At 56.0% G+C, this 24,598-nt stretch carries 20 protein-coding genes; 10 read left to right on the top strand and 10 right to left on the bottom strand.

Annotation, left to right across the window (positions count from 1 at the left end; genetic code table 11):
- Position 1 precedes the first annotated feature (1 nt).
- Positions 2-2,824: an excinuclease ABC subunit UvrA gene (uvrA, locus tag SK54_RS00305; RefSeq protein ID WP_015570187.1), complete on the bottom strand. Its 2,823-nt coding sequence runs from the start codon at positions 2,822-2,824 to the stop codon at positions 2-4.
- 251 nt (positions 2,825-3,075) lie between these two features.
- Here uvrA and ssb1 point away from each other — a divergent pair, with 251 nt between their 5' ends.
- Complete coding sequence (gene ssb1, locus SK54_RS00300) at positions 3,076-3,606, top strand: single-stranded DNA-binding protein SSB1 (RefSeq protein ID WP_006177466.1); 531 nt, start codon at positions 3,076-3,078, stop codon at positions 3,604-3,606.
- A gap of 61 nt (positions 3,607-3,667) precedes the next feature.
- Here ssb1 and SK54_RS00295 read toward each other — a convergent pair whose 3' ends face one another.
- Positions 3,668-3,949 carry a YjcB family protein gene (locus SK54_RS00295; protein WP_003860282.1) on the bottom strand — a complete coding sequence of 94 codons (282 nt, stop codon included), beginning with the start codon at positions 3,947-3,949 and terminating at the stop codon, positions 3,668-3,670.
- Between the two features lie 443 nt (positions 3,950-4,392).
- On the opposite strand from SK54_RS00295, the gene SK54_RS00290 reads away from it, so the two are divergent.
- Positions 4,393-5,793 carry a sensor domain-containing diguanylate cyclase gene (locus SK54_RS00290; protein WP_032103688.1) on the top strand — a complete coding sequence of 467 codons (1,401 nt, stop codon included), beginning with the start codon at positions 4,393-4,395 and terminating at the stop codon, positions 5,791-5,793.
- 265 nt (positions 5,794-6,058) lie between these two features.
- Positions 6,059-7,624: an EAL domain-containing protein gene (locus tag SK54_RS00285; RefSeq protein ID WP_015570189.1), complete on the top strand. Its 1,566-nt coding sequence runs from the start codon at positions 6,059-6,061 to the stop codon at positions 7,622-7,624.
- Positions 7,625-7,630: 6 nt separating this feature from the next.
- Here the strand turns inward: SK54_RS00285 and soxS are convergent, their stop codons facing one another.
- Positions 7,631-7,957 (bottom strand): superoxide response transcriptional regulator SoxS, encoded by a 327-nt coding sequence (soxS, locus tag SK54_RS00280; protein ID WP_003860277.1) that lies wholly within the window; start codon positions 7,955-7,957, stop codon positions 7,631-7,633.
- Positions 7,958-8,055: 98 nt separating this feature from the next.
- Between soxS and soxR the strand changes: the two genes are divergently transcribed.
- The 4 genes from soxR to SK54_RS00260 all read left to right on the top strand — a co-directional run bounded on the left by soxR (position 8,056) and on the right by SK54_RS00260 (position 12,988).
- On the top strand, positions 8,056-8,514 hold the full coding sequence (soxR, locus tag SK54_RS00275; RefSeq protein WP_003860275.1) for a redox-sensitive transcriptional activator SoxR: 459 nt from the start codon (positions 8,056-8,058) through the stop codon (positions 8,512-8,514).
- A gap of 356 nt (positions 8,515-8,870) precedes the next feature.
- On the top strand, positions 8,871-9,542 hold the full coding sequence (locus SK54_RS00270) for a glutathione S-transferase family protein (protein ID WP_017694715.1): 672 nt from the start codon (positions 8,871-8,873) through the stop codon (positions 9,540-9,542).
- Positions 9,543-9,839: 297 nt separating this feature from the next.
- Positions 9,840-11,189 (top strand): guanine/hypoxanthine transporter GhxP, encoded by a 1,350-nt coding sequence (ghxP, locus tag SK54_RS00265; protein WP_006810466.1) that lies wholly within the window; start codon positions 9,840-9,842, stop codon positions 11,187-11,189.
- Between the two features lie 152 nt (positions 11,190-11,341).
- Entirely contained in the window at positions 11,342-12,988 is a 1,647-nt protein-coding gene (locus tag SK54_RS00260) for a Na+/H+ antiporter (protein ID WP_003860270.1), read from the top strand.
- A gap of 75 nt (positions 12,989-13,063) precedes the next feature.
- On the opposite strand, the gene SK54_RS00255 is transcribed toward SK54_RS00260, so the two are convergent.
- Positions 13,064-13,951 (bottom strand): LysR family transcriptional regulator, encoded by an 888-nt coding sequence (locus SK54_RS00255; RefSeq protein WP_045334738.1) that lies wholly within the window; start codon positions 13,949-13,951, stop codon positions 13,064-13,066.
- A 102-nt stretch (positions 13,952-14,053) separates the two neighbouring features.
- Here SK54_RS00255 and SK54_RS00250 point away from each other — a divergent pair, with 102 nt between their 5' ends.
- Positions 14,054-14,464, top strand: a complete 411-nt coding sequence (locus SK54_RS00250; RefSeq protein ID WP_017382632.1) for a CidA/LrgA family protein — start codon at positions 14,054-14,056, stop codon at positions 14,462-14,464.
- On the top strand, positions 14,457-15,146 hold the full coding sequence (locus SK54_RS00245) for an LrgB family protein (protein ID WP_015570195.1): 690 nt from the start codon (positions 14,457-14,459) through the stop codon (positions 15,144-15,146). The genes SK54_RS00250 and SK54_RS00245 overlap by 8 nt, the downstream gene beginning before the upstream one ends.
- A 33-nt stretch (positions 15,147-15,179) precedes the next feature.
- Here the strand turns inward: SK54_RS00245 and actP are convergent, their stop codons facing one another.
- The 3 genes from actP to acs all read right to left on the bottom strand — a co-directional run bounded on the left by actP (position 15,180) and on the right by acs (position 19,227).
- Positions 15,180-16,829 (bottom strand): cation/acetate symporter ActP, encoded by a 1,650-nt coding sequence (gene actP, locus SK54_RS00240; protein ID WP_017382634.1) that lies wholly within the window; start codon positions 16,827-16,829, stop codon positions 15,180-15,182.
- Positions 16,826-17,140, bottom strand: coding sequence for a DUF485 domain-containing protein (locus tag SK54_RS00235; protein WP_017382635.1), 315 nt, complete (start codon positions 17,138-17,140; stop codon positions 16,826-16,828). The genes actP and SK54_RS00235 overlap by 4 nt, the downstream gene beginning before the upstream one ends.
- Positions 17,141-17,268: 128 nt before the next feature.
- Complete coding sequence (acs, locus tag SK54_RS00230) at positions 17,269-19,227, bottom strand: acetate--CoA ligase (protein ID WP_015570198.1); 1,959 nt, start codon at positions 19,225-19,227, stop codon at positions 17,269-17,271.
- Positions 19,228-19,650: 423 nt separating this feature from the next.
- Here acs and gltP point away from each other — a divergent pair, with 423 nt between their 5' ends.
- On the top strand, positions 19,651-20,964 hold the full coding sequence (gene gltP / locus SK54_RS00225; RefSeq protein ID WP_015570199.1) for a glutamate/aspartate:proton symporter GltP: 1,314 nt from the start codon (positions 19,651-19,653) through the stop codon (positions 20,962-20,964).
- An 80-nt stretch (positions 20,965-21,044) separates the two neighbouring features.
- Here gltP and SK54_RS00220 read toward each other — a convergent pair whose 3' ends face one another.
- From SK54_RS00220 to fdhF, 3 genes are all read right to left on the bottom strand, one after another.
- On the bottom strand, positions 21,045-21,719 hold the full coding sequence (locus SK54_RS00220) for a tetratricopeptide repeat protein (protein ID WP_015570200.1): 675 nt from the start codon (positions 21,717-21,719) through the stop codon (positions 21,045-21,047).
- Between the two features lie 121 nt (positions 21,720-21,840).
- Positions 21,841-21,993, bottom strand: coding sequence for a Hok/Gef family protein (locus tag SK54_RS00215; protein WP_023295770.1), 153 nt, complete (start codon positions 21,991-21,993; stop codon positions 21,841-21,843).
- 321 nt (positions 21,994-22,314) lie between these two features.
- Positions 22,315-24,462 carry a formate dehydrogenase subunit alpha gene (gene fdhF / locus SK54_RS00210; RefSeq protein WP_080024796.1) on the bottom strand — a complete coding sequence of 716 codons (2,148 nt, stop codon included), beginning with the start codon at positions 24,460-24,462 and terminating at the stop codon, positions 22,315-22,317.
- Between the last annotated feature and the right edge of the window lie 136 nt (positions 24,463-24,598).

Below are 24,598 nucleotides of genomic sequence, written 5' to 3'. Positions count from 1 at the left end.
ATTACAGCAACGGTTTGAGGAAGCGCGCGGTGTGCGAGGCTTCGCACTCTGCAACGGTCTCTGGCGTACCGGAGACGAGGATTTCACCGCCGCCGCTGCCGCCTTCCGGGCCGAGATCGACAATCCAGTCAGCGGTTTTAATCACGTCCAGGTTGTGCTCAATCACCACGATGGTGTTGCCCTGATCGCGCAGCTGGTGCAGCACGTCCAGCAGCTGCTGGATATCCGCAAAGTGCAGGCCGGTGGTCGGCTCATCCAGAATATACAGCGTCTGACCGGTACCGCGTTTGGACAGCTCACGCGCCAGCTTCACGCGCTGCGCTTCACCGCCGGACAGCGTTGTCGCTGACTGCCCCAGACGAATATAGGTCAGACCCACATCCATCAGGGTTTGCAGCTTACGCGCCAGCGCAGGGACGGCGTCAAAGAACTCGCGCGCCTCTTCGATGGTCATATCCAGCACTTCGTGGATGGTCTTGCCTTTGTACTTAATCTCCAGCGTTTCGCGGTTATAACGCTTACCTTTGCACTGGTCGCACGGCACGTAGATATCCGGCAGGAAGTGCATCTCAACCTTGATTACGCCGTCGCCCTGGCACGCTTCACAGCGGCCGCCGCGCACGTTAAAGCTGAAACGGCCTGGCGTATAGCCGCGTGAACGCGCTTCCGGCACGCCGGCAAAGAGTTCACGTACGGGCGTAAAGACGCCGGTATAGGTCGCCGGGTTGGAACGCGGCGTACGGCCAATCGGGCTCTGATCGATGTCGATAACCTTGTCGAAATGCTCCAGCCCCTGAATGTCGCGGTACGGCGCAGGCTCGGCCAGCGTCGCGCCGTTCAGCGCCGTCTGCGCAATCGGGAACAGCGTATCGTTGATCAGCGTCGATTTACCGGAACCGGACACGCCGGTGATGCAGGTAAACAGCCCGACAGGCAGCGTCAGGGTCACGTCCTTCAGGTTGTTGCCGCGCGCCCCGGTCAGCTTCAGCACTTTTTCCGGGTTCGCCGCCACGCGCTGTTTCGGCACTTCAATTTTGCGCTTGCCGCTCATGTACTGGCCGGTCAGCGACTCGGGCACCGCCATGATGTCTTTCAGCGTCCCTTCCGCGACCACCTGGCCGCCGTGTACGCCTGCGCCCGGGCCGATATCGATCACGTGGTCCGCGGCGCGGATCGCATCTTCGTCGTGCTCGACCACGATTACCGTGTTGCCGAGGTTACGCAGGTGAACCAGCGTGCCGAGCAGGCGTTCGTTGTCGCGCTGGTGCAGGCCGATAGACGGCTCATCCAGCACGTACATCACGCCGACTAAGCCCGCGCCAATCTGGCTCGCCAGACGGATACGCTGGGCTTCACCGCCGGACAGCGTTTCAGCCGAGCGGGAAAGCGTCAGGTAGTTCAGACCGACGTTCACGAGGAACTTGAGGCGATCGCCGATCTCTTTCAGCACTTTTTCAGCGATTTTCGCGCGCTGACCGGAGAGCTTCAGGTTGTTGAAGAAGTCCATCGCGTGGCCGATGCTCATGTCTGAGATGGTCGGCAGTGCCGTGTTTTCGACAAACACGTGACGCGCTTCGCGACGCAGACGTGTACCCTCGCAGGTGGCGCAGGAGCGGTTGCTGATGAACTTCGCCAGCTCCTCACGCACCGCGCTGGATTCGGTCTCTTTGTAGCGGCGCTCCATGTTGTGCAACACCCCTTCGAACGGGTGGCGACGCACGGAAGTGTCACCGCGATCGTTCATGTACTTGAACTCAATATTCTCTTTGCCGGAACCGAACAGGATCACTTTATGTACGTTCGCGCTCAGGCTGGCCCACGGGGCTTCAACGTCGAACTTATAGTGCTCAGCCAGCGATTTCAGCATCTGGAAGTAGTAAAAATTACGCTTATCCCAGCCGCGAATAGCGCCACCCGCCAGCGACAGTTCCGGGTTTTGGATCACACGGTCCGGGTCGAAATACTGCTGAACGCCCAGGCCGTCACAGGTCGGGCACGCGCCCGCCGGGTTGTTGAACGAGAACAGGCGCGGTTCCAGCTCGCGCATGCTGTAGCCGCAAATCGGGCAGGCAAAGTTGGCGGAGAAGAGCAGCTCTTCCGCTTTCGGGTCGTCCATATCGGAGACCACGGCCGTGCCGCCAGAGAGTTCCAGCGCCGTTTCAAAGGACTCCGCCAGACGCGTCGCCAGATCTTCACGTACCTTAAAGCGGTCAATCACCACTTCGATGGTGTGTTTCTTTTGCAGCTCCAGCTTTGGCGGATCGGACAGGTCACACACTTCGCCGTCGATACGGGCGCGGATATAGCCCTGGCTTGCCAGGTTCTCCAGCGTTTTGGTGTGCTCGCCCTTACGCTCTTTAATGATCGGCGCCAGCAGCATCAGGCGTTTGCCTTCCGGCTGCGACAGTACGTTATCCACCATCTGGCTGACGGTCTGGGCCGCCAGCGGGACGTCGTGGTCCGGGCAGCGCGGCTCGCCCACGCGCGCATACAGCAGACGCAGGTAGTCATGGATTTCGGTAATGGTACCGACCGTGGAGCGCGGGTTATGCGATGTGGATTTCTGCTCAATGGAGATAGCAGGGGACAACCCTTCAATGTGGTCGACATCCGGTTTTTCCATCAGCGACAGGAACTGACGCGCGTACGCCGAGAGCGATTCAACGTAACGACGCTGTCCTTCGGCATACAAAGTGTCGAAAGCCAGTGAGGATTTGCCAGACCCCGAAAGCCCGGTCACGACGATGAGTTTGTCGCGAGGGATTATGAGGTTGATATTCTTGAGATTATGGGTGCGGGCGCCCCGAACTTCGATCTTATCCATTCACCTTTCCCGGTTGGAACACGGATTGCCTGATTTGTTTGAAGGACAAACGGCTGTCAGAAACGGCTAATTATGACACAAAATGACCTGTTTGAATATACAGTATTGGAATGCATTTTCTGATTCACTGTGTAACAATGTCGAGTTCGCGGGAGAACTCTGGAACGTGCTACGCAACTATCAAAGTGCAGCATGGAAATGGTACACTCGCGCGTTTACACTATTAAGAAACGTATTCAGGAGACACGAACATGGCCAGCAGAGGCGTAAACAAGGTGATTCTCGTCGGTAATCTGGGCCAGGACCCGGAAGTACGCTACATGCCGAGTGGTGGCGCAGTTGCCAACATTACGCTGGCTACTTCCGAATCCTGGCGTGATAAAGCGACCGGAGAAATGAAAGAGCAGACCGAATGGCACCGCGTTGTGCTGTTTGGCAAACTGGCCGAAGTGGCCGGTGAGTATCTGCGTAAAGGTTCTCAGGTCTATATCGAAGGCCAGCTGCGTACCCGCAAATGGACCGACCAATCCGGCGCTGAGAAGTACACCACGGAAGTGGTGGTGAATGTGGGCGGCACCATGCAAATGCTGGGTGGCCGTCAGGGCGGTGGCGCACCGGCAGGTGGCGGTCAGAATCAGCAGCAGGGTGGTTGGGGTCAGCCTCAGCAGCCTCAGGGCGGCAACCAGTTCAGCGGCGGCGCGCAGTCCCGTCCGCAGCAGCAGTCTGCTCCGGCACCGTCTAACGAACCGCCAATGGATTTCGACGACGATATCCCGTTCTGATATCCAGACGCGTGAAAAACAAAAAACCCAGACAATGTCTGGGTTTTTTTATAACAGGCTATCAGGTAATCACCATCGGCCAGTCTGGCGGAGTGTGGCTCATGGCTTCAACCATCACCACTTTAATGTTTTCCCAGACGGCGGCAATGTCTACCAGCGTAATGCCAAGCAAACCTGTCGCGAACCAGCATGCGGCGCCCAACCCTAACAGGGTGCTAATCACAGCAAGACCTGCATAGTCGGACTTTCGAAACTGAATGTTTAACGTGCTGGCCAGGAACATCAAAACCGCGCTCAACAACGGCCAGCGCAGGAGCACCATGCTGGTGGTAATGGTTGCCATAAAACCCATCCTCGACAAAACAGACGAACTGGAATGAAACAATGTTTCTCGTTACATAAGATGTGTGAACTATATCACATTTGCTGTTTTATTCGCCAGTATCCGCGTGAGGTAAAAGTGGGATTATTGCCGGGGAAAATATATCGTCGTCGCTCAGAACGACGTCTGGTCGGAATTTTTATTTTTATTTCATCCAGATAGTAAAACCTTTGCAAAACGCCATCGGCTGTATAGCGTTTACAGCAGTATATCTATGGATTATGCTTGTGTGGAACAATAAATGTACCCGCAAAAATAATTCATCGCATTGAATTAATTGACTTTTTTGGATTTTGTATTCTTTGTTTTACACTCGGCATGCTCTTTGATTTCGTGGTCTTATTCTTTTATTCAGATATGAATTATTGCGGTTGCTCTCTCGATTAATGACCTGCGAAAAGATAATGAAAGAAAAAAGACGCGAGATTATTAACGACAGCATGCAGGCGCTGCACGCCCTGGCGAAGCTGATGCCGCAACTCAACGCGCAGTGTTCTCCGGTTGAAATGCTGGAAATTATCAACAGCGCACTGGGGGCAAATCTCTCATGGGTCAGTGTCGAATCCGCAGACGGGCCGCGCGTGGTTTGTGCCGGCGACGTGACGTGTCACGCCTTTAACGTGGCGGATTTTCTTGCCAGCACCCTGTTGCAGCGGCATCACCGCGCCTGGCGGGTGATCTACTGGAAAGAGCATATTGGCCGGGCGGTATTTTCCCCTCAGCACCCAGGCTATGCGCGGCTGCAAAGCGGCGTGCTGTGTAAATTCTCAGCGCATGGCAGACAGTGCAGTGGTTATTTCTTTTTGGCTTTTAATGAAAAACTGACCTCGTTGCCGATATTGAAAAATATCGTGGTGGTATTGGTTGAGAAGCTAAAAGATTATTTTGATGACATCATCGTGCGGGAAAAAACGGCGCAGGAAATGCAGCGCGTCGTCACGCAATATAAAACCTTATTTGAGCGTGCTCCGGTATTAATGAACGCCTTTGACAGGCATAACCGGTGTGTATTGTGGAATGCCGAATGCGAAAAAGTCTTTGGCTGGAGTATGACTGAAATCGGCGAGCATCCCGATCCGCTGGCCCTGTTTTACCCGGATCCTGAGGAGCGACAGCGCGTGCAGGAGTCGGTTCGTTTCGCACCACTTAAGGATATGTACGAATGGCACCCGGTGCGTAAAGACGGGACGCAGTTAACCATTCTCTGGTCAAACATCCTTTTGCCGGATAACTCCATTCTCAACATTGGCCTGGATATCACCGAACGTAAAAAAGCAGAACAGCAGCTGACCGTCAAAGCCACCACGGACGATCTGACGGGCTGTCTGAATCGCTCGACAATCTTACAGCGTCTCAAAATAGCGCTGGCAGCCAGTTCGCCGCAGGATGTCAGTAGCCACTTCTGTCTCCTGATGTTCGATCTCGATTATTTCAAGCAGATCAACGATCGGTGGGGACATCAGGTTGGCGATGCGGCATTGATCCACTTTTGCGACCGTATTCGCGAGGTGAGCCCGGCCGGGTCGGCGCTGGGACGGGTGGGGGGCGAAGAGTTTGTTCTTCTGCTGGCGCACACGGATGGTATGGCCGCTACGTTGCTCTCTTCCCGGCTGCGTGCCGCGCTGATCTCAAAACCGCTGCGTGTGGGCGATAAAACGCTGGTACTCTCTTTCAGCGCCGGGGTGGTTGAAGTCTGTCAGGGGCAACGGGATACTTCTGCCATACTGATGCGTGCCGATAAGGCATTATATGACGCCAAGCGTACGGGAAGAGGAAAAACGGTCCTGGCGTCTGATTATTTATAAATCAGCATAAGAACAAAGAGCAGGCTATTTCAGCCAGCGAATTTTCCACACCTGTCGCGGGTAATTATTTTCCTTATCAGAAACGAAATGAATACTTTTAGTTTGGCTTACGGGAAAATATTATCGGCATCACGAATTTTAGGATTTTTAATACCAAAAGTCAGTTGCTAACTTCCCATGATTCATGCAACGTAATCACCTGTTTATCAAAGCAGCCGGTCTTCATTGCTACAGGCGTACAACATGCAGGGATACAGAGCGGGAAATGAATCGTAGCGCGCTGCGCAACATGCTCAAAGTGGTCGGGATTATCATGGTAGTTATGCTGCCGGTGATGCTTGCGCTATGGTTTGCCCAGCTTAGAGCCGTGTCGGAAATCAGCGCCCAGCTGCGCACGTTTGCTGAACTTGCTTTAAACAAAACTGAACGGGTTATTCAACAGGTTGATCTGGCCCGGGAAGACGCGGAAAAATATCAGGGAAAAGTGTGTACGCCGGAGCATCGTCAATATATGTTGAACGTTTCCCGCGGTCGTCTTTTTGTTGCCGATTTAATTTATGCTGAAGGCCAGTCGTTTCTCTGCTCGACCCTTTTTACGCCGGATCATCCTTACACCATTCCCGCTGCCAATTACACACGTAAACCCGACGTTGCTATCTATTATTTTCGCGATACGCCATTTTTTGATGGTTATAAAATGATATATATGCAGCGCGGAAATTATGTCGCAGTGGTCAACCCGCTTTCGTACAGTGAGGTGATGTCAGACGATCGTTCCCTGTCGTGGGGGGTGTATGACACCGTCAGCAATGCATTCTTTTCTGTAAGCCAGAAAGCCAATATTTCTTTATTGCATTCGATGCTTCGACATCAGGAAACGACTTTTCAGAAAGGTGACCGTTTTTATACGATCGTGAAATCCGGGCAGCGGCCGATTGCGGCCATCGTTTCAACCTCCAGCGCCCGTTTTTATAAAACGCTTTATCATCAGGCTACCCTGACGCTACCGCTGGGGATAATTTGCAGCATTATTATTCTGCTGGTGTGGTCGCGTACACACCGTGAATTCAATTCGCCTGGCCGACTTCTGCACCGGGCGCTGAATAAACGCCAGCTGTGCGTCCATTATCAGCCCATTATTGATATTAAAAATAACCAGTGCGTGGGGGCAGAGGCGTTGTTGCGCTGGCCTGGATTCAACGGTCAGGTTATGAGCCCGGCGGAATTTATTCCCCTGGCAGAAAAAGAGGGGATGATTGAGCGCATTACGGATTACGTCGTGGAGGAGGTGTTCAGCGATCTGGGCCATTTTCTTGCCGCTCATCCCGATCTGTATGTCTCGATTAACCTGTCGGCGTCGGATTTTCACTCTTCGCGTCTTATCGCCCTGATCTCCGACAAAGCCCGCTTTTACTCGGTTCGCGCGCAGCAAATCAAAATTGAGGTGACGGAGCGGGGGTTTATTGACGTGCCAAAAACCACGCCGGTCATTCAGGCGTTTCGCCAGGCGGGGTATGAAGTGGCGATTGATGATTTCGGAACCGGTTACTCTAACCTGCATAACCTCTATTCGCTGAACGTCGATATCCTGAAAATCGACAAATCCTTTATCGATACCTTAACCACCAACAGCACCAGCCACCTGATTGCCGAGCACATCATTGAGATGGCGCAAAGCCTGCGGCTGAAAACCATTGCGGAAGGGGTCGAGACGGGGGAGCAGGTGAGCTGGTTGCTGAAGCGTGGCGTGCAGTATTGTCAGGGATGGCACTTCGCGAAAGCGATGCCGCCCCAGGCATTTATGGCCTGGCAGCAGCAACCCTTGCGTTAACACGCATTAATTGAGCTGATGGCGGTAGTCGCTCGGCGTACGGTCAAACTCGCGGCGGAAGACGCGGGAAAAGGTCTGCTGCGACACATAGCCCAGATCCATTGCGATATCAAAAATGGGCCGCTGCGTTGAGCGTAACGCCTGCGCCGCCAGCAGGAGCCTGCGCTGGCGAATGTAATCACCCAGCGTTTGATGCATTACGGTGCGGAACATTCTCTGTAAATACCATTTCGAATAGCCCGACTTCTTAGCGACCACATCAATGTTCAACGGCTGGTCGATATGTTCATCAATCCATTCAATAAGTGTCTGAATAATTTGCTGATGCGACATAAGGTTACCCCTCTGTGGAGACATCTGTCCTGGTTGATTCGTCGTTTTCTCTGCGGGGGAGTATAATTCCTCAAGTTAACTTGAGGTAAAGAGGTTTTATGGAAAAGAGATTACCGCGCATCAAAGCGCTGTTAACCCCCGGTGAAGTGGCTAAGCGAAGCGGTGTGGCGGTGTCGGCACTCCACTTCTATGAAAGCAAAGGGTTAATAAAAAGTATCCGTAACGCCGGAAACCAGCGGCGCTACACCCGCGATGTGCTCCGCTACGTGGCGATCATCAAAATTGCGCAACGTATCGGCATTCCTCTGGCCACCATCGGTGACGCGTTCGGCGTATTGCCGGAAGGGCACTCGCTGAGCGCGAAGGAGTGGAAGCAGCTGTCGTCCCAGTGGCGAGAAGAGCTGGATCGTCGTATTCACACGCTGGTGGCCCTGCGCGATGAGCTGGACGGCTGCATTGGTTGCGGGTGTTTATCACGCAGCGATTGTCCGCTGCGTAACCCGGGTGACAGGCTGGGCGAGCAGGGAACGGGGGCGCGGTTGCTGGAGGAGGATTGAGAGGTGTTTGCCGGATGGCGCTTCGCTTACCCGGCCTACGCTCTCGGTTTTGCAGGTCGGGTAAGGCGCAGCCGCCACCCGGCAACAAGCATAAAGAACTAAAGCGCCACTAAGGGCGCTTTAGTTTTTTCCGGTCTTTGTCTTTCTCTCTATCCCGCTGGCTCACGGGAGGGTTTCCCCCGACATCAGTACCCCTCGTGTCGAGCTTGTGGAGGAGGTTCCGGTTTGTACTGACACTTTAATTCTATGCCCGGCCGCCGTTTTTGCCACCGGAGACGGTGAGATTTTAGCCAAATTTTTTTCGTGAAGTTGTTCAGTTTTCTATAGTTAAAAAGTATGAATCACCGGAGAACATCATGCTAACGGTCCACCACCTTAATCAGTCTCGTTCACATCGCGTCCTCTGGGCGCTGGAAGAGCTGGGTCTGACGTATGAGATTGTGCGCTACCAGCGCGAGAAATCCATGCTTGCACCGGATTCGCTCAAAAAAGTGCATCCGCTGGGGAAATCCCCGGTACTGGAAGATAACGGACTGGTGCTGGCCGAATCAGGCGCGATTCTGGAATATCTTCAGGAAACGTACGATTCGGCGTCACGATTCAAACCGTTAGATCCCGCCCATAAAGTGCAGTATCGCTTCTGGCTGCATTACGCCGAAGGGTCTTTGATGCCGCTCCTGTTAATGAAGCTGGTGTTTAACAGCCTCGGCAAACCACCCGTCCCGTTTGGCCTGCGCACGCTGGGTAAGGCGCTGGGGCAGGGGGTGCAAAAAGCGTATCTCAACCGCCAGCTGGAAACGCATGCGCGCTTTATTAACGATCATCTTGCCGAAAACAGCTGGTTTGCCGGCGACACGCTGACCATGGCTGATATCCAGATGAGTTTTCCCCTCTTCGCCCTGCTGGCGAGAGGCGGCATCGACAATCTCGACCACATAGCGGCGTGGAAACAGAGAGTGGAGGCACGTCCGGGCTGGCAGACAACGCTTGCGAAAGGCGGCCCGCTGACAATCCCCGGCGAGGGATGAAATGTAACGAAATTGCGCATGGACGATAACGTTTGCGCATCCTCTGCTTAATTCTTCATCGTCATGAGGCAATTTTAGCGAAAAACGAGAAAGTTCAGTTGAAAAGGGCGGGTATTAGGCTAGATAATCGTTTGCCTACATTTGACCACCCGTTTTGTAAGCGCGGAGCTAAACGTTTGCTTTTTTTGTGACGCCCCTTTCGTCGCAAACGCAGCACAAGGATTTGACGTTTCGCTGGCAGTGGAGTCTCCACCACGCTTACGGACTTTCAATAAAAATTTTCAGGGGATGTTTTCTATGTCTACGCCATCTGCGCGTACCGGCGGTTCACTTGACGCCATGTTTAAAATTTCTGCTCGCGGCAGCACCGTGCGCCAGGAAGTTGTTGCCGGTCTGACCACGTTTCTGGCGATGGTGTACTCCGTCATCGTGGTGCCAGGCATGCTCGGCAAAGCGGGCTTCCCGCCAGCGGCGGTCTTCGTTGCCACCTGCCTGGTTGCGGGTGTGGGTTCGATTGTGATGGGCCTGTGGGCGAACCTGCCGCTGGCGATCGGGTGCGCCATCTCCCTGACCGCGTTTACCGCCTTCAGCCTGGTGCTGGGCCAGCATATCAGCGTCCCGGTAGCGCTCGGCGCCGTGTTCCTGATGGGCGTGCTGTTCACCGTAATTTCAGCAACCGGCATTCGTAGCTGGATTTTGCGCAACCTGCCGCAGGGCGTGGCGCATGGCACCGGCATCGGTATTGGCCTGTTCCTGCTGCTGATCGCTGCCAACGGCGTGGGTCTGGTCATCAAGAACCCGCTGGACGGCCTGCCGGTTGCGCTGGGTAACTTCGCGAGCTTCCCGGTGATCATGTCGCTGGTGGGTCTGGCGGTGATCATTGGCCTGGAAAAACTGAAAGTGCCGGGCGGCATTCTGCTGACCATTATCGGCGTGTCCATCGTCGGCCTGATCTTCGACCCGACCGTTCATTTCTCCGGGATTTTCGCCATGCCGTCGCTGAGTGATGACAAAGGCAACTCCCTGATTGGCAGCCTGGATATTGTGGGCGCGCTGAACCCGGTGATCCTGCCAAGCGTGCTGGCGCTGGTAATGACCGCGGTGTTTGATGCCACGGGCACCATCCGCGCGGTGGCCGGTCAGGCTAACCTGCTGGATAAAGACGGACAGATTATTGACGGCGGCAAAGCGCTGACCACCGACTCCCTGAGCAGCGTTTTCTCTGGCCTGGTGGGTGCGGCGCCTGCGGCGGTGTACATTGAGTCCGCAGCGGGTACGGCGGCAGGCGGTAAAACCGGCCTGACGGCCATCACCGTTGGCGTGCTGTTCCTGCTGATCCTGTTCCTCTCTCCGCTCTCTTATCTGGTGCCGGCTTACGCGACCGCACCTGCACTGATGTACGTCGGCCTGCTGATGCTGAGCAACGTGGCGAAAATCGATTTCGCGGATTTTGTTGATGCCATGTCAGGCCTGATCACTGCGGTATTCATCGTGCTGACCTGTAACATCGTGACCGGCATTATGATCGGTTTCGCCTCGCTGGTGATTGGGCGTCTGGTCTCCGGTGAGTGGCGTAAGCTGAACATCGGTACCGTGGTCATCGCCGTTGCGCTGGTGGCGTTTTACGCGGGCGGCTGGGCCATCTGAATTGACTTTTTATGCGAAAACGGGTGGCTCAGGCCGCCCGTTTTTATTTTCAGGACTCATCCTGTTGCCTTTTACGTTACTCTGGAGAGGATAGAATAAGAGGCACGACGCCTCAGGTTTGGCATATAAGAAACACAGCAAACAGGGAACGCATGGAAATTTTCTTCACAATACTCATCATGACCCTTGTGGTCTCATTATCCGGGGTGGTTACACGCGTACTGCCCTTCCAGGTCCCCCTGCCTTTAATGCAAATAGCTATCGGTGCGCTGCTGGCGTGGCCGACGTTCGGTCTGCACGTGGAGTTCGATCCGGAACTGTTCCTCGTGCTGTTTATCCCGCCGCTGCTGTTTGCCGATGGCTGGAAAACGCCGACGCGCGAATTTCTGGAGCACGGGCGAGAGATCTTCGGCCTGGCGCTGGCGCTGGTGGTGGTCACCGTGGTCGGGATTGGTTTCCTGATCTACTGGGCCGTACCGGGGATCCCGCTCATACCCGCCTTTGCGCTGGCCGCCGTGCTGTCGCCTACCGACGCCGTGGCGCTGTCCGGCATTGTGGGCGAAGGGCGCATTCCAAAGAAAATCATGGGCATTTTGCAGGGCGAGGCGCTGATGAACGACGCCTCTGGCCTGGTCGCCCTGAAGTTTGCCGTGGCGGTTGCCATGGGCACCATGGTCTTTACCGTCGGCGGTGCGACCCTGGAATTCTTCAAGGTGGCGATTGGCGGTATCCTCGCGGGCTTTGTGGTGAGCTGGCTGTACGGACGCTCGCTGCGCTTCCTCAGCCGCTGGGGTGGCGACGAACCCGCTACGCAGATCGTCCTGCTGTTCCTGCTGCCGTTTGCCTCTTACCTGATTGCCGAACACATCGGCGTGTCGGGTATTCTGGCGGCGGTAGCCGCGGGGATGACCATCACCCGCTCCGGCGTTATGCGCCGCGCGCCGCTGGCGATGCGCCTGCGTGCGAACAGTACCTGGGCCATGCTCGAGTTTGTGTTTAACGGCATGGTGTTCCTGCTGTTGGGCCTGCAACTGCCGGGCATTATGGAATCCTCGCTGATTGCAGCCGAAGCGGATCCAAACGTTGAAGTCTGGATGCTGTTTACCGATATCGTGCTCATCTACCTTGCGCTGATGCTGGTGCGTTTCGGCTGGCTGTGGACGATGAAGAAATTCAGCGTTCGCTTCCTGACCAAAAAGCCGATGGAGTTCGGCTCGTGGACCACGCGCGAGCTGCTGATTGCCTCTTTCGCGGGCGTGCGCGGGGCGATCACCCTTGCTGGTGTGCTCTCCATTCCTCTGCTGCTGCCGACGGGTGACGTCTTCCCGGCGCGCTACGAGCTGGTGTTCCTGGCGGCGGGCGTGATCCTCTTCTCCCTGTTTGTCGGCGTGATTATGCTGCCGATTCTGCTGCAACATATTGACGCAGGGGACTCCTCGCAACAGCACAAAGAAGAGCGGATTGCCCGTGCGGCGACGGCGGAAGTGGCGATTGTCGCCATCGAGAAGATGGAGGAGCGTCTGGCCGCCGATGCCGAAGAGAACATTGATAACCAGCTGCTGAAGGAAGTCAGTTCACGCGTGATCGGTAATTTGCGTCGCCGTGCTGACGGACGTAACGACGTGGAAAGTTCGTTGCAGGAAGAGAACCTCGAACGCCGTTTCCGCCTGGCGGCGCTGCGCTCCGAGCGTGCCGAGCTGTATCACCTGCGCGCCACGCGGCAGATCAGCAACGAGACGCTGCAAAAGCTGCTGCACGATCTGGATCTGCTGGAAGCGTTGTTGATAGAGAATCAGTAGCGCTGTAATTGCCCGGTGGCGCTGCGCTTACCGGGCCTACGTGCTCGATCGGTTCCCTCTCCCTGTGGGAGAGGGTTAGGGTGAGGGTACCCAAAACCCCTCACAGCATTGCAACCACGCCTGTGCGCTGTGCGACAGATAGACCCCTTCACGCCAGATCATCCCCAGCTGCCAGTGCAGGTCGCTCTCCAGCGGGATCCAGCGCAGCGTATTTTTATCCAGCCGCTCGCAGATCGGCTGCGGCAGAATGGCAATCCCCACGCCCGCCTGTACCATCGCCGCCAGAAAATCCCACTGGCCGCTGCGCACCGCAATGCGCGGCTTCACGTTGTGCTGGTTAAACAGCGCCATCAGCTGGCGGCTTAAGGCAAAATCTTCGTTGTAAATCAGCAGCGGGTGTTCGCCGAGCAGCTCGGGTTTTACTGATTCAATCTTCAGCCAGTCGCCGGAGCGCGGCACCAGCACGCACAGCGGGTGGCTGAACAGCGGCAGCGTCGCCAGGCCGCTTTCCTCCTCCACGGGAAGGGCGGTCATGGCCACGTCCAGTTCACCGTTTATCACCGCCTGCTGCACGGTCAGGCCGCCAAATTCAGAAATTTTTAGCTCAACGCCGGGATAGCGCTGGCGAAACAGGCTTATCGGCCCGGCCATCATCATGCCGACCATCGGCGGAATGCCGAGCCGCAGCAGCCCTTTTGTCAGATGGTTGATGTCCCCAAGCTCGGCCTCCAGCTGGCGGAACTCCGCCAGAATTGCCAGCCCGCGCTCGAACACCACGCGACCGGTATCGGTCAGCAGCAGCTTGCGCCCGTCGCGGATCAGTAGGGTACAGTTCAGCTCATCTTCGAGGTTTTTCAGCATCTTGCTGATGGTTGGCTGGGTTACGAATAACTTCTCCGCTGCGCGGGTAAAACTTTGCTGGCGAACCACCTCGACAAAATAGCGCAGCGTTCTTATGTCCATGATTATTCCTCGAAACTATACCTTCGATGATTTTAATTCATTTCAGTCGATACCGTACGCTCACTATACTGGCGCCTCGTCTCATTTCTGAGGAAAACCCCCATGGCCGTGGCGTTAAGCCGTGTTACGCCTGCCGTTGTTCAACGACTCCAGGTACCGGTTCAGGTACTGCTTTACGCGGGACTGTTTGTTTTCGCGGAATATCTTGTCGACTGGCTGCATCTGCCTTTACCCGCCAACCTGGTGGGGATGGTGCTGTTGCTGACGCTGATCCTCTGTCGCGCGTTGCCCCTTAGCTGGGTGCGGGCCGGCGCACGCTGGCTGCTGGCGGAGATGCTGTTGTTCTTTGTGCCGGCCGTGGTGGCGGTGGTGAACTATGCCCAGCTGCTGATGGTCGACGGCTGGCGCATCTTTGCGGTTATCGCCCTGAGCACGATGATGGTGCTGGGCGCCACTGCCTGGGTGGTGGATAAAGTGTATCGCTTTGAAATCAGCAGGCAGAAGCATGACTAACTTTCAGATAAGCGTGCTGTGCCTGATTGCGACAGTCGTCATCTACTTTGCCAACAAGCGCCTGTATCGCCGCTTTCGCGCGCTGCCGCTGATGCCGCTGGTCTTTACGCCGATCCTGCTGGTGCTGATGCTGGTCTTCGGCCATATCTCCTGGCAGAACTACATTGGCGAATCCCACTGGCTGCTGTGGCTGCTCGGCCCGGCGACCATCGCCTTCGCCGTACCCGTTTATGACAACCTCGCCATTATCAGACGCCACTGGATGTCGCTCAGCGCGGGTGTCGTCACCGCGACGGTGGTGGCGGTGTGCAGTTCGGTCTGGCTGGCGCGGCTGTTTACCCTGTCGGATGAAATCCAGCGCAGCCTGGCGGTGCGTTCGGTGACCACGCCGTTTGCGCTGGCAGCCGCCAAACCGCTCGGTGGCCAGCCGGATCTGGTGGCGCTGTTTGTGGTGGTGACGGGCGTCTTCGGCATGGCAGTGGGGGATGTGCTGTTTCTGCGGCTTTCCATTCGCGAAGGGATGGCGAAAGGCGCGGGGTTTGGCGCGGCGTCGCACGGGGCGGGGACGGCACGTTCGTATGAGCTGGGACAGCAGGAGGGCGTGGTCGCGAGCCTGGTGATGATGCTTTCGGGCGTCACGATGGTGCTGATTGCGCCGCTGGTGGCGTGGGTGATGTTTTAAGCTCCCCGGCCAGAGCGACCGGGGAGAAAAGGCTTAGTGCGCGCGGCCCTGCTCAACGCCCAGGCCGGTTTGCGAGCGGATAAACTGGGCGCGGAATTTTTCACGCTCCAGGTTACCCTCCGGTGAATTATCGGTGGCAGAGAAAATCCAGATCCCGATAAACGCCACGGCAATGGAGAACAGCGCCGGGTATTCATACGGGAAGATAGCGCTTTCGTGACCGAGGATCTGCACCCAGATGGTCGGGCCGAGGATCATCAGAATCACCGCCGTCAGCAGGCCCAGCCAGCCGCCGATCATCGCCCCACGGGTGGTCAGTTTTGACCAGTACATGGAGAGCAGAATGATCGGGAAGTTACAGCTTGCCGCAATCGAGAAGGCCAGCCCGACCATAAAGGCGATGTTCTGTTTCTCGAACAAAATCCCCAGCAGGATGGCGACGACGCCCAGCACCAGCACGGTGATTTTGGAGACTTTCAGCTCATCGCGCTCGCTTGCGCCTTTGCGGAAGACGTTGGCGTAGAGGTCATGCGAAACCGCCGACGCGCCGGCCAGCGTCAGCCCTGCAACCACCGCGAGGATGGTGGCAAAGGCCACGGCAGAGATAAAGCCGAGGAACAGGTTGCCGCCCACCGCGTCGGCCAGATGCACCGCCGCCATGTTGTTACCGCCGATAAGCGCGCCCGCCGCGTCTTTAAACGCCGGGTTTGCCCCCACCAGCATGATTGCGCCGAAGCCGATGATAAAGGTCAGAATGTAGAAGTAGCCCATAAACCCGGTAGCGTAGAACACGCTTTTACGCGCTTCACGCGCATCTGACACCGTGAAGAAACGCATCAGGATATGCGGCAGGCCAGCGGTACCGAACATCAGGCCGAGACCGAGCGAGAGCGCGGATATCGGATCTTTCACCAGCCCGCCCGGGCTCATGATCGCTTCCCCTTTCGGGTGGACCGCCATCGCTTCGGTAAACAGATTATTGAAGCTGAACCCGACGTGCTTCATCACCATAAAGGCCATAAAGCTGGCGCCGAACAGCAGTAGTACCGCTTTGATGATCTGTACCCAGGTGGTGGCCAGCATGCCGCCGAACAGGACGTACATCACCATCAGCACGCCGACCAGCACCACCGCGACGTGGTAGTTCAGGCCGAACAGCAGCTCGATCAGTTTGCCCGCGCCGACCATCTGGGCGATCAGATAGAGTGCCACCACCACCAGCGAACCGCAGGCGGAGAGGGTACGAATCGGCCCCTGCTTCAGGCGATAGGAGGCGACGTCAGCAAAGGTATAGCGCCCCAGGTTACGCAGGCGCTCGGCAATCAGGAACAGAATGATTGGCCAGCCCACCAGGAACCCGAGGGAGTAGATCAGGCCGTCATACCCTGAGGTATACACCAGCGCGGAGATCCCAAGGAACGAGGCGGCGGACATAAAGTCCCCCGCGATCGCCAGCCCGTTCTGGAAGCCGGTAATATTGCCGCCCGCGGTGTAGTAATCGTTACGGGAGCGTACGCGTTTCGACGCCCAGTAGGTGATGTACAGCGTCAGCACCACGAAAATCAGGAACATGATAATCGCCTGCCAGTTGGTTGGCTGGCGCTGAACCTCGCCGGTAAGGGCATCTGCCGCATGGGCAGCAAAGGGAAGTGTGGCGGCTAGCGCCGTCAGGACTCGCTTCATGATGCTTTTACCTCGCGCAGAACTTCTCTGTTAAGACGATCGAATTCACCGTTCGCACGCCAGACGTACACACCCGTGAGCACAAACGAAATGATGATCACGCCAATCCCAATCGGAATACCGCGCGTGACGCTGGTACCCTCATGCAGCGGGGTGCCCAGCCAGTGCGGCGCAAAGGCGATCAGCAGAATAAAGCCGACGTAGATAATCAGCATGATGATGGAAAGGATGAAGGCAAACCGTTGCCGTTTTTCGACGAGCTCCCTGTAGTGCGCACTATTCTCTATCTGCTGACAAATATCGTTATTCATCACAGAGTCTCCAGAAGTAAGGTTGGTTTGTTTTTATCCCCTCTCCCCTGTGGGGAGAGGGTGAGGGGAGGAAGGTGCGGTCTGATGCCCTCACCCCGGCCCTCTCCCACGGGGAGAGGGAGAAAACACTAGGAAGGCATTGCGATGGCCTGCTTCTCTTCGAGCAGTTTGTCCACCACGCCAGGATCGGCCAGCGTTGAGGTATCACCGAGGTTACTGGTGTCGCCCGCCGCGATTTTGCGCAGGATACGGCGCATAATCTTGCCGGAACGGGTTTTCGGCAGCGAGTCGGTCCAGTGCAGCACGTCCGGCGTGGCAAGCGGGCCGATCTCTTTACGCACCCAGTTGCGCACCTCGGTATACAGCTCTGGCGACGGCTCTTCGCCGTGGTTCAGAGTGACGTAGGCGTAGATCGCCTGGCCTTTGATGTTGTGAGGAATGCCGACAACCGCCGCTTCGGCAATTTTCGGATGCGACACCAGCGCAGACTCAATCTCCGCCGTGCCCAGACGGTGGCCGGAGACGTTCAGCACGTCGTCCACGCGTCCGGTGATCCAGTAATAACCGTCTTCATCCCGGCGCGCGCCGTCGCCGCTGAAGTACATGTTTTTGAAGGTCGAGAAGTAGGTCTGCTCGAAGCGCTCATGGTCGCCGAACAGGGTACGCGCCTGGCCAGGCCAGGAATCGACGATCACCAGGTTGCCTTCGGTAGCGCCTTCCTGCGGATTGCCTTCGTTGTCCACCAGCGCAGGCTGCACGCCGAAGAACGGACGGGTGGCCGAACCGGCTTTCAGCTGCGTGGCGCCCGGCATCGGGGTGATCATGAAGCCGCCGGTTTCGGTCTGCCACCAGGTATCCATCACCGGGCACTTCTCGTTGCCGATCTTCTTCCAGTACCACTCCCAGGCTTCGGGGTTGATCGGCTCGCCCACGGAGCCGAGGATACGCAGGGAAGAGCGGTCGGTCCCTTCGATAGCTTTATCTCCTTCTGCCATCAGCGCGCGGATCGCCGTTGGCGCGGTGTAGAGAATGTTGACCTGATGCTTATCAACCACCTGGCACATACGCGCCGGGGTCGGCCAGTTCGGTACGCCTTCAAACATCAGCGTTGTTGCGCCGCAGGCCAGCGGGCCGTACAGCAGGTAGCTATGACCGGTGACCCAGCCCACGTCGGCGGTACACCAGTAGATGTCGCCCGGATGGTAGTCGAAAACGTATTTAAAGGTGGTGGCCGCGTAAACCAGATAGCCGCCGGTGGTATGCAGCACGCCTTTCGGCTTACCGGTGGAGCCGGAGGTATAAAGAATAAACAGCGGATCTTCCGCGTTCATCTCTTCAGGCTGATGCTGGTCGCTGGCGTTTTCAATCAGATCGCTCCACCACAGGTCGCGCCCCTCGTGCCAGTCGATTTTGCCGCCCGTGCGTTTGAAGACAATGACGTTACTGATGGATTTCACGTTCGGGTTTTTCAGCGCTTCATCAACGTTTTTCTTCAGCGGAATACCGCGCCCGGCGCGCACGCCCTCGTCAGCGGTGATCACCAGCTTCGAATTTGAGTCGACAATACGCCCGGCAACCGCCTCCGGCGAGAAACCGCCGAAGATAACGGAGTGGATCGCACCGATGCGCGCGCAGGCCAGCATAGCCACGGCGGCTTCCGGCACCATTGGCATATAGATCGCCACCACATCGCCTTTTTTAATGCCCTGGGCCAGCAGCACGTTGGCAAAGCGGCACACGTCGCGATGAAGTTCTTTATACGAGATGTGTTTACTCTGAGAGGCATCGTCGCCTTCCCAGATGATGGCCGTTTCGTTGCCGCGTTCAGCAAGATGGCGGTCCAGGCAGTTCGCCGCCAGGTTCAGCGTGCCGTCTTCATACCATTTAATGGAGACGTTGCCCGGCGCGAAAGAGGTGTTCTTTACCTTCTGATAAGGTTTGATCCAGTCGAGGATGTGGCCCTGCTCACCCCAGAACGCGTCAGGGCTGGAAACGGACTGCTGGTATTTCTCCTGGTATTGCTCCGGGCTTATCAGGCAACGGTCCGCAATGTTTGCGGGAATGTCGTGTTTGTGTATTTGGCTCATGGCTTTTTTTCTCCTTGTAAGATGTTAATAATATGTCGCAAAAACGTTAATAGTAGGGGCTTTACAAGCTTTGTTTAGTATTTGGGCGACAGATCACGCAATGTCTGAAGAGTATGAAAATTGAGCGAATGAAACTTTGAAGGGAAATAATTCACCTGAAGAATTATTCACTTTTTTGAAGTGAAAATATTTTGTATAACAAATGGTTATTTATGCGAATTGCTATAAATTGCCGTCAATGACACTTTTTGCAGTGAAATGCCTTGTTCTTTAAGGCTTGCGCAGCATGCCGTGCAAATGATACTCATACGGCGCGTTAAAAAATCCCATAAACCAACGCAACACAATTCATACCCTTTCAGTATGTCTCCATATTCATGCAGTTTTGATGGTACGGAGATTTCATTGAGGAAGTCAGTTTCTATGAAAAATTTGAAAGTCAGCCTGGCCTGGCAGATCCTGCTGGCCCTTGTGCTGGGCATCTTGCTGGGCAGTTACCTCCATTATCATAGCGACAGCCGCGAGTGGCTGATTGCGAACCTTCTCTCCCCTGCGGGCGATATCTTTATTCATCTGATCAAGATGATTGTTGTGCCGATTGTGATCTCGACGCTGGTGGTCGGTATCGCGGGTGTCGGTGATGCGAAACAGTTAGGCCGCATCGGCGTTAAAACTATTCTCTATTTCGAAGTGATCACCACGGTTGCCATCGTTCTTGGCATCACCCTGGCGAATGTGTTCCAGCCTGGTGCCGGGATCGATATGTCGCAGCTGGCGACGGTGGATATTTCGAAATACCAAAGCACAACCGCCGATGTGCAGAGCCATTCGCATGGACTGATGGGGACTATTCTCTCGCTGGTGCCGACCAACATTATCGCGTCCATGGCGAAGGGCGAGATGCTGCCGATCATCTTCTTCTCGGTACTCTTTGGTCTGGGGCTTTCTTCCCTGCCTGCGACGCACCGTGAACCGCTGGTCACCGTGTTCCGATCTGTCTCCGAAACCATGTTCAAAGTCACCCACATGGTGATGCGTTATGCGCCGGTCGGGGTATTCGCGCTGATTGCGGTGACCGTAGCGAACTTCGGCTTTGCCTCCCTGTGGCCGCTGGCGAAGCTGGTGATTCTGGTGCACTTCGCGATTCTGTTCTTCGCGCTGGTAGTGCTGGGCATTGTGGCGCGCCTGTGCGGGCTCAGCATCTGGATCCTGATCCGCATCCTGAAGGATGAGCTGATTCTGGCCTACTCCACGGCAAGCTCCGAGAGCGTACTGCCGCGTATCATTGAGAAGATGGAGGCCTACGGTGCGCCGGCGTCCATTACCAGCTTCGTGGTGCCAACGGGTTACTCCTTTAACCTGGATGGTTCGACGCTGTATCAGAGTATTGCGGCAATCTTTATCGCGCAGCTGTACGGCATTGACCTGTCGCTGTGGCAGGAGATCGTGCTGGTTCTGACGCTGATGGTGACTTCAAAAGGCATCGCAGGCGTGCCGGGCGTCTCCTTCGTGGTGCTGCTGGCGACGCTGGGCAGCGTCGGTATTCCGCTGGAAGGCCTGGCGTTTATTGCCGGTGTGGACCGTATCCTCGACATGGCGCGTACTGCGCTGAACGTGGTGGGTAATGCGCTGGCGGTGCTGGTAATCTCCAAGTGGGAACACAAGTTCGACCGTAAAAAAGCGCTGGCGTATGAACGCGAGGTGCTGGGTCGTTTTGATAAAACGGCTGACCAGTAACATTCTAAGCCCGGTGGCGCTGCGCTTACCGGGCCTACGGGTTTTGTAGGCCGGGTAAGGCGAAGCCGCCACCCGGCACGTTACTCCCCGCTCAACGCATCAAACTCTTCACACCCGGTATCAAACCCTTCGGTACAGCTCAGGTTTAACCAGTAAAGCGCTTTCTGCTTATTCGGTGTGATAAAGCCTTTCTCACCCTGCCTGAACAGCATTCCTGCCCAGTACTCCGCATAGCCCGTCCGGGACAGAGCCGAACTCCGCTTGAACCACGACGCGGCCTGCACGTCATCCTGAGGGACTTCAACGCCGTTGGCATAGATCAGCCCCAGCAGCTGTTGCGCGTCTACCGCCGAGTCGCTATCGATGTCTTCGGTCGCCGATTGCAGCAGTGCGATGGCCTGCGGGTAGTCGGTTTTGCCCGCCTGCGTGTTCACCAGCACCCGCGCCAGCATGATCGCGCCGCGTTTGCTGCCCGCAATGTTTGCCTGCTGGGCCAGGGCTTTGGCCTGAGCATAGTCGCCCTGCGAAAAGTGGATTTGCGACAGCAGCGCCATGGCGTCGACATCACCGCCTTTTGCCGCTTTTTCCGCCCACAGCGCCGCCTGCGCGCTGTCGCCGGAACTGAACCAGGTATCGGCAAGATAATACTGCGCGCGCGCATCGCCCGCTTCAGCCTGCTTTTTATACTGGCTGCCTATCTCATCGGCATGGGCAAACGCGGTTAAAAATAACAACATCAGAAAAAGGGTTTTCATGGATTCTTATCATCTGGGTACACGCCGCGCAGTATAATCGCGGTGACAGAAGAAAAAAACGGGTGCGTTAAGACCTCAGCATCCCACAAGCCGGGCGGAACACGCGTTCCGCCCGAAGAGGTTAGCCTGCGTTACAGGCTAATTTCGCCGCCACCTCCTGATGTTCACTCTTTATTGAAAACTCGCAGAGCTTATCGCGAGTAATAAAGGTAAAGATCACTATCGTCAGGCAAATAATAAAGACGATGCCTAACGTAGTTTTTAATGGCGTCATGCCTTTTACTCCTTGTGAAAAAAAGAATAAGAGGCTACTCTCAACCTGTTGGTTGTTGAGGGGTAGCCTCGGGTAAATGCAAATTTCCCGGGGCTTTCCACTTTCTGTCCCTCAACAATGCTCAAGACAGAAAGTCTTAAGCACCCGCCGCATATCTTATCTCGCTGAATTAAAATGCAAAGATGTAATTAATTTTCGTGCAAATTACATTTTTTCTGCGAGACATCTTCAGAAATATATATAGATGTAATTAATAGCGATGCCAGAAATAATAATGGGGTGAATATCTCACCCCATTTAGTCAGCGATTAATTAACGGCTTCATCCCATTGCGCTTTCGCGCAGGCGGGCTTTCAGCTTGTTATATTCGTCGATCACATACTGTTCCGCAGCGTGTTGATCCGCTATTGGCTCCACGTTTACGGCGCAGTATTTATACTCCGGCGTTTTGGTTATCGGGCTTAAGTTCTCCGTCACCAGCTCGTTACAGGCGCCAATCCACCACTGGTAGGTCATATAGACTGCCCCTTTGTTTGGACGGTCGCTGACCTGCGCGCGGGTAATGATGCGGCCTTTACGCGAGTTCACCCACACCAGCGCTTCATCTTCAATACCGAGACGTTCGGCATCGGCGGTGTTGATCTGCGCGTAGCCCGGTTCATCCGCCAGCGCCGCCAGCGCGGCGCAGTTACCGGTCATGGAACGGCAGGAGTAGTGGCCCACTTCACGCACGGTGGAGAGCACCATCGGATACTCGTCGGTGAGCTTATCGATCGGCGCGACCCAGTCGCAGGTGAAGAACTGCGCCAGCCCGTTCGGGGTGTCGAACTTCTCTTTAAAGAGGTATGACGTCCCCTGATCGGATTCTGATTCATCCCGGCACGGCCACTGGATGTAGCCCAGCTCACCCATTTTTTCATAGGTTGCCCCATAAAAGTCCGGGCACAGATGCCGCAACTCGTCCCAGATCTCCTGGGTGTTGTTGTAGTGCATCGGGTAGCCCATGCGGGTGGCGATTTCGCTGATGATTTGCCAGTCTGTTTTCAGATCCCACTTCGGCTCGACGGCCTTGAAGAAGCGCTGGAAGCCGCGGTCTGCCGCCGTATAGACACCTTCATGCTCGCCCCAGGAGGTCGACGGCAGAATCACATCCGCCGCCGCCGCGGTTTTGGTCATAAAGATATCCTGAACAATCACCAGCTCCAGATCCTCAAAGCCTTTGCGCACCGCAGACAGTTCGGCGTCGGTCTGGAGCGGATCTTCACCCATGATGTAGGCCGCACGTACTTCACCGTGAGCCGCGCGGTGCGGCAGCTCGCTGATGCGGTATCCGGTGTGTGCCGGCAGACTTTCCACGCCCCAGGCCTTCGCAAACTTCTCGCGGTTTTCCGGGAATTTGACGTACTGGTAGCCCGGATAGGTGTCCGGCAGCGCGCCCATATCACACGCACCCTGCACGTTATTCTGACCACGCACCGGGTTCACGCCCACATGCGCTTTACCCAGATTGCCGGTCAGCATGGCGAGGCTGGTGAGCGAGCGCACGGTTTCCACGCCCTGGTAGAACTGGGTCACGCCCATACCCCACAGAATGGCGGCGGTTTTCGCTCCGGCGTACATCCGCGCCGCCTGGCGGATCTCCTGCGCGCTGACGCCGGTTATCGCCTCTACTGACTCCGGCGTATAGCCTTCGACAATCTTGCGATACTCTTCAAACCCTTCCGTACGGCTCGCGACAAACGCCTGGTCGTAGAGGTTCTCCTCAATAATGACATGCCCCATCGCATTCAACAGCGCGATGTTCGAGCCGTTTTTCAGTGCGATGTGCATATCCGCAATGCGCGCGGTTTCAATTTTACGCGGATCGCAGACGATGATTTTCGCCCCGTTCTGTTTGGCGCGAATAACGTGATTCGCGACGATAGGGTGAGAATCCGCCGGGTTATAGCCGAAGATGAACACCAGATCGGTGTTATCTATCTCATTGATGGCATTACTCATTGCGCCGTTACCGACCGACTGGTGCAGACCTGCAACCGATGGGCCGTGTCAGACGCGAGCGCAGCAGTCGACGTTATTGGTACCAATAACGGCGCGCGCGAATTTTTGCATCACATAGTTGGTTTCATTCCCGGTTCCGCGTGAGGAGCCGGTGGTCTGAATCGCATCCGGGCCATACTTGGCCTTGATGGCGCTGAGGCGCGTGGCGACGTAATCCAGCGCTTCATTCCAGGAGACGGCTTCCAGCTTGCCGCCGCGCTCGCGGCGGATCATAGGGGTTTTCAGGCGCGGCGTGAGGATTTGGGTATCGTTAATAAAATCCCAGCCGTAGTACCCTTTCAGGCACAGCGTGCCCTGATTGGTTTTACCCTGCGCCGCTTCCGCCCGGACGATTTTGCCGTTATCGACCACCAGGTGGATCTTGCAACCTGAGGCACAATAAGGGCAAACCGTGACGACTTTTTTCATCACTTTGCTCCAGTTAAACAGTTCTTACCTGCCCAATATGCAGCTTCTATGCCATGTTTTTACTATGGGTATTTCCTGACTTTACGGCCCTTTGCGGGGCAAAACCCTGACGAAAAACAGCCAATCGTCAAAATTG

The organism is Enterobacter sp. MGH120 (genome assembly GCF_001037725.1).
GTDB lineage: Bacteria > Pseudomonadota > Gammaproteobacteria > Enterobacterales > Enterobacteriaceae > Enterobacter > Enterobacter hormaechei_C.
This window is presented reverse-complemented; position numbering and strand designations above follow the sequence as displayed.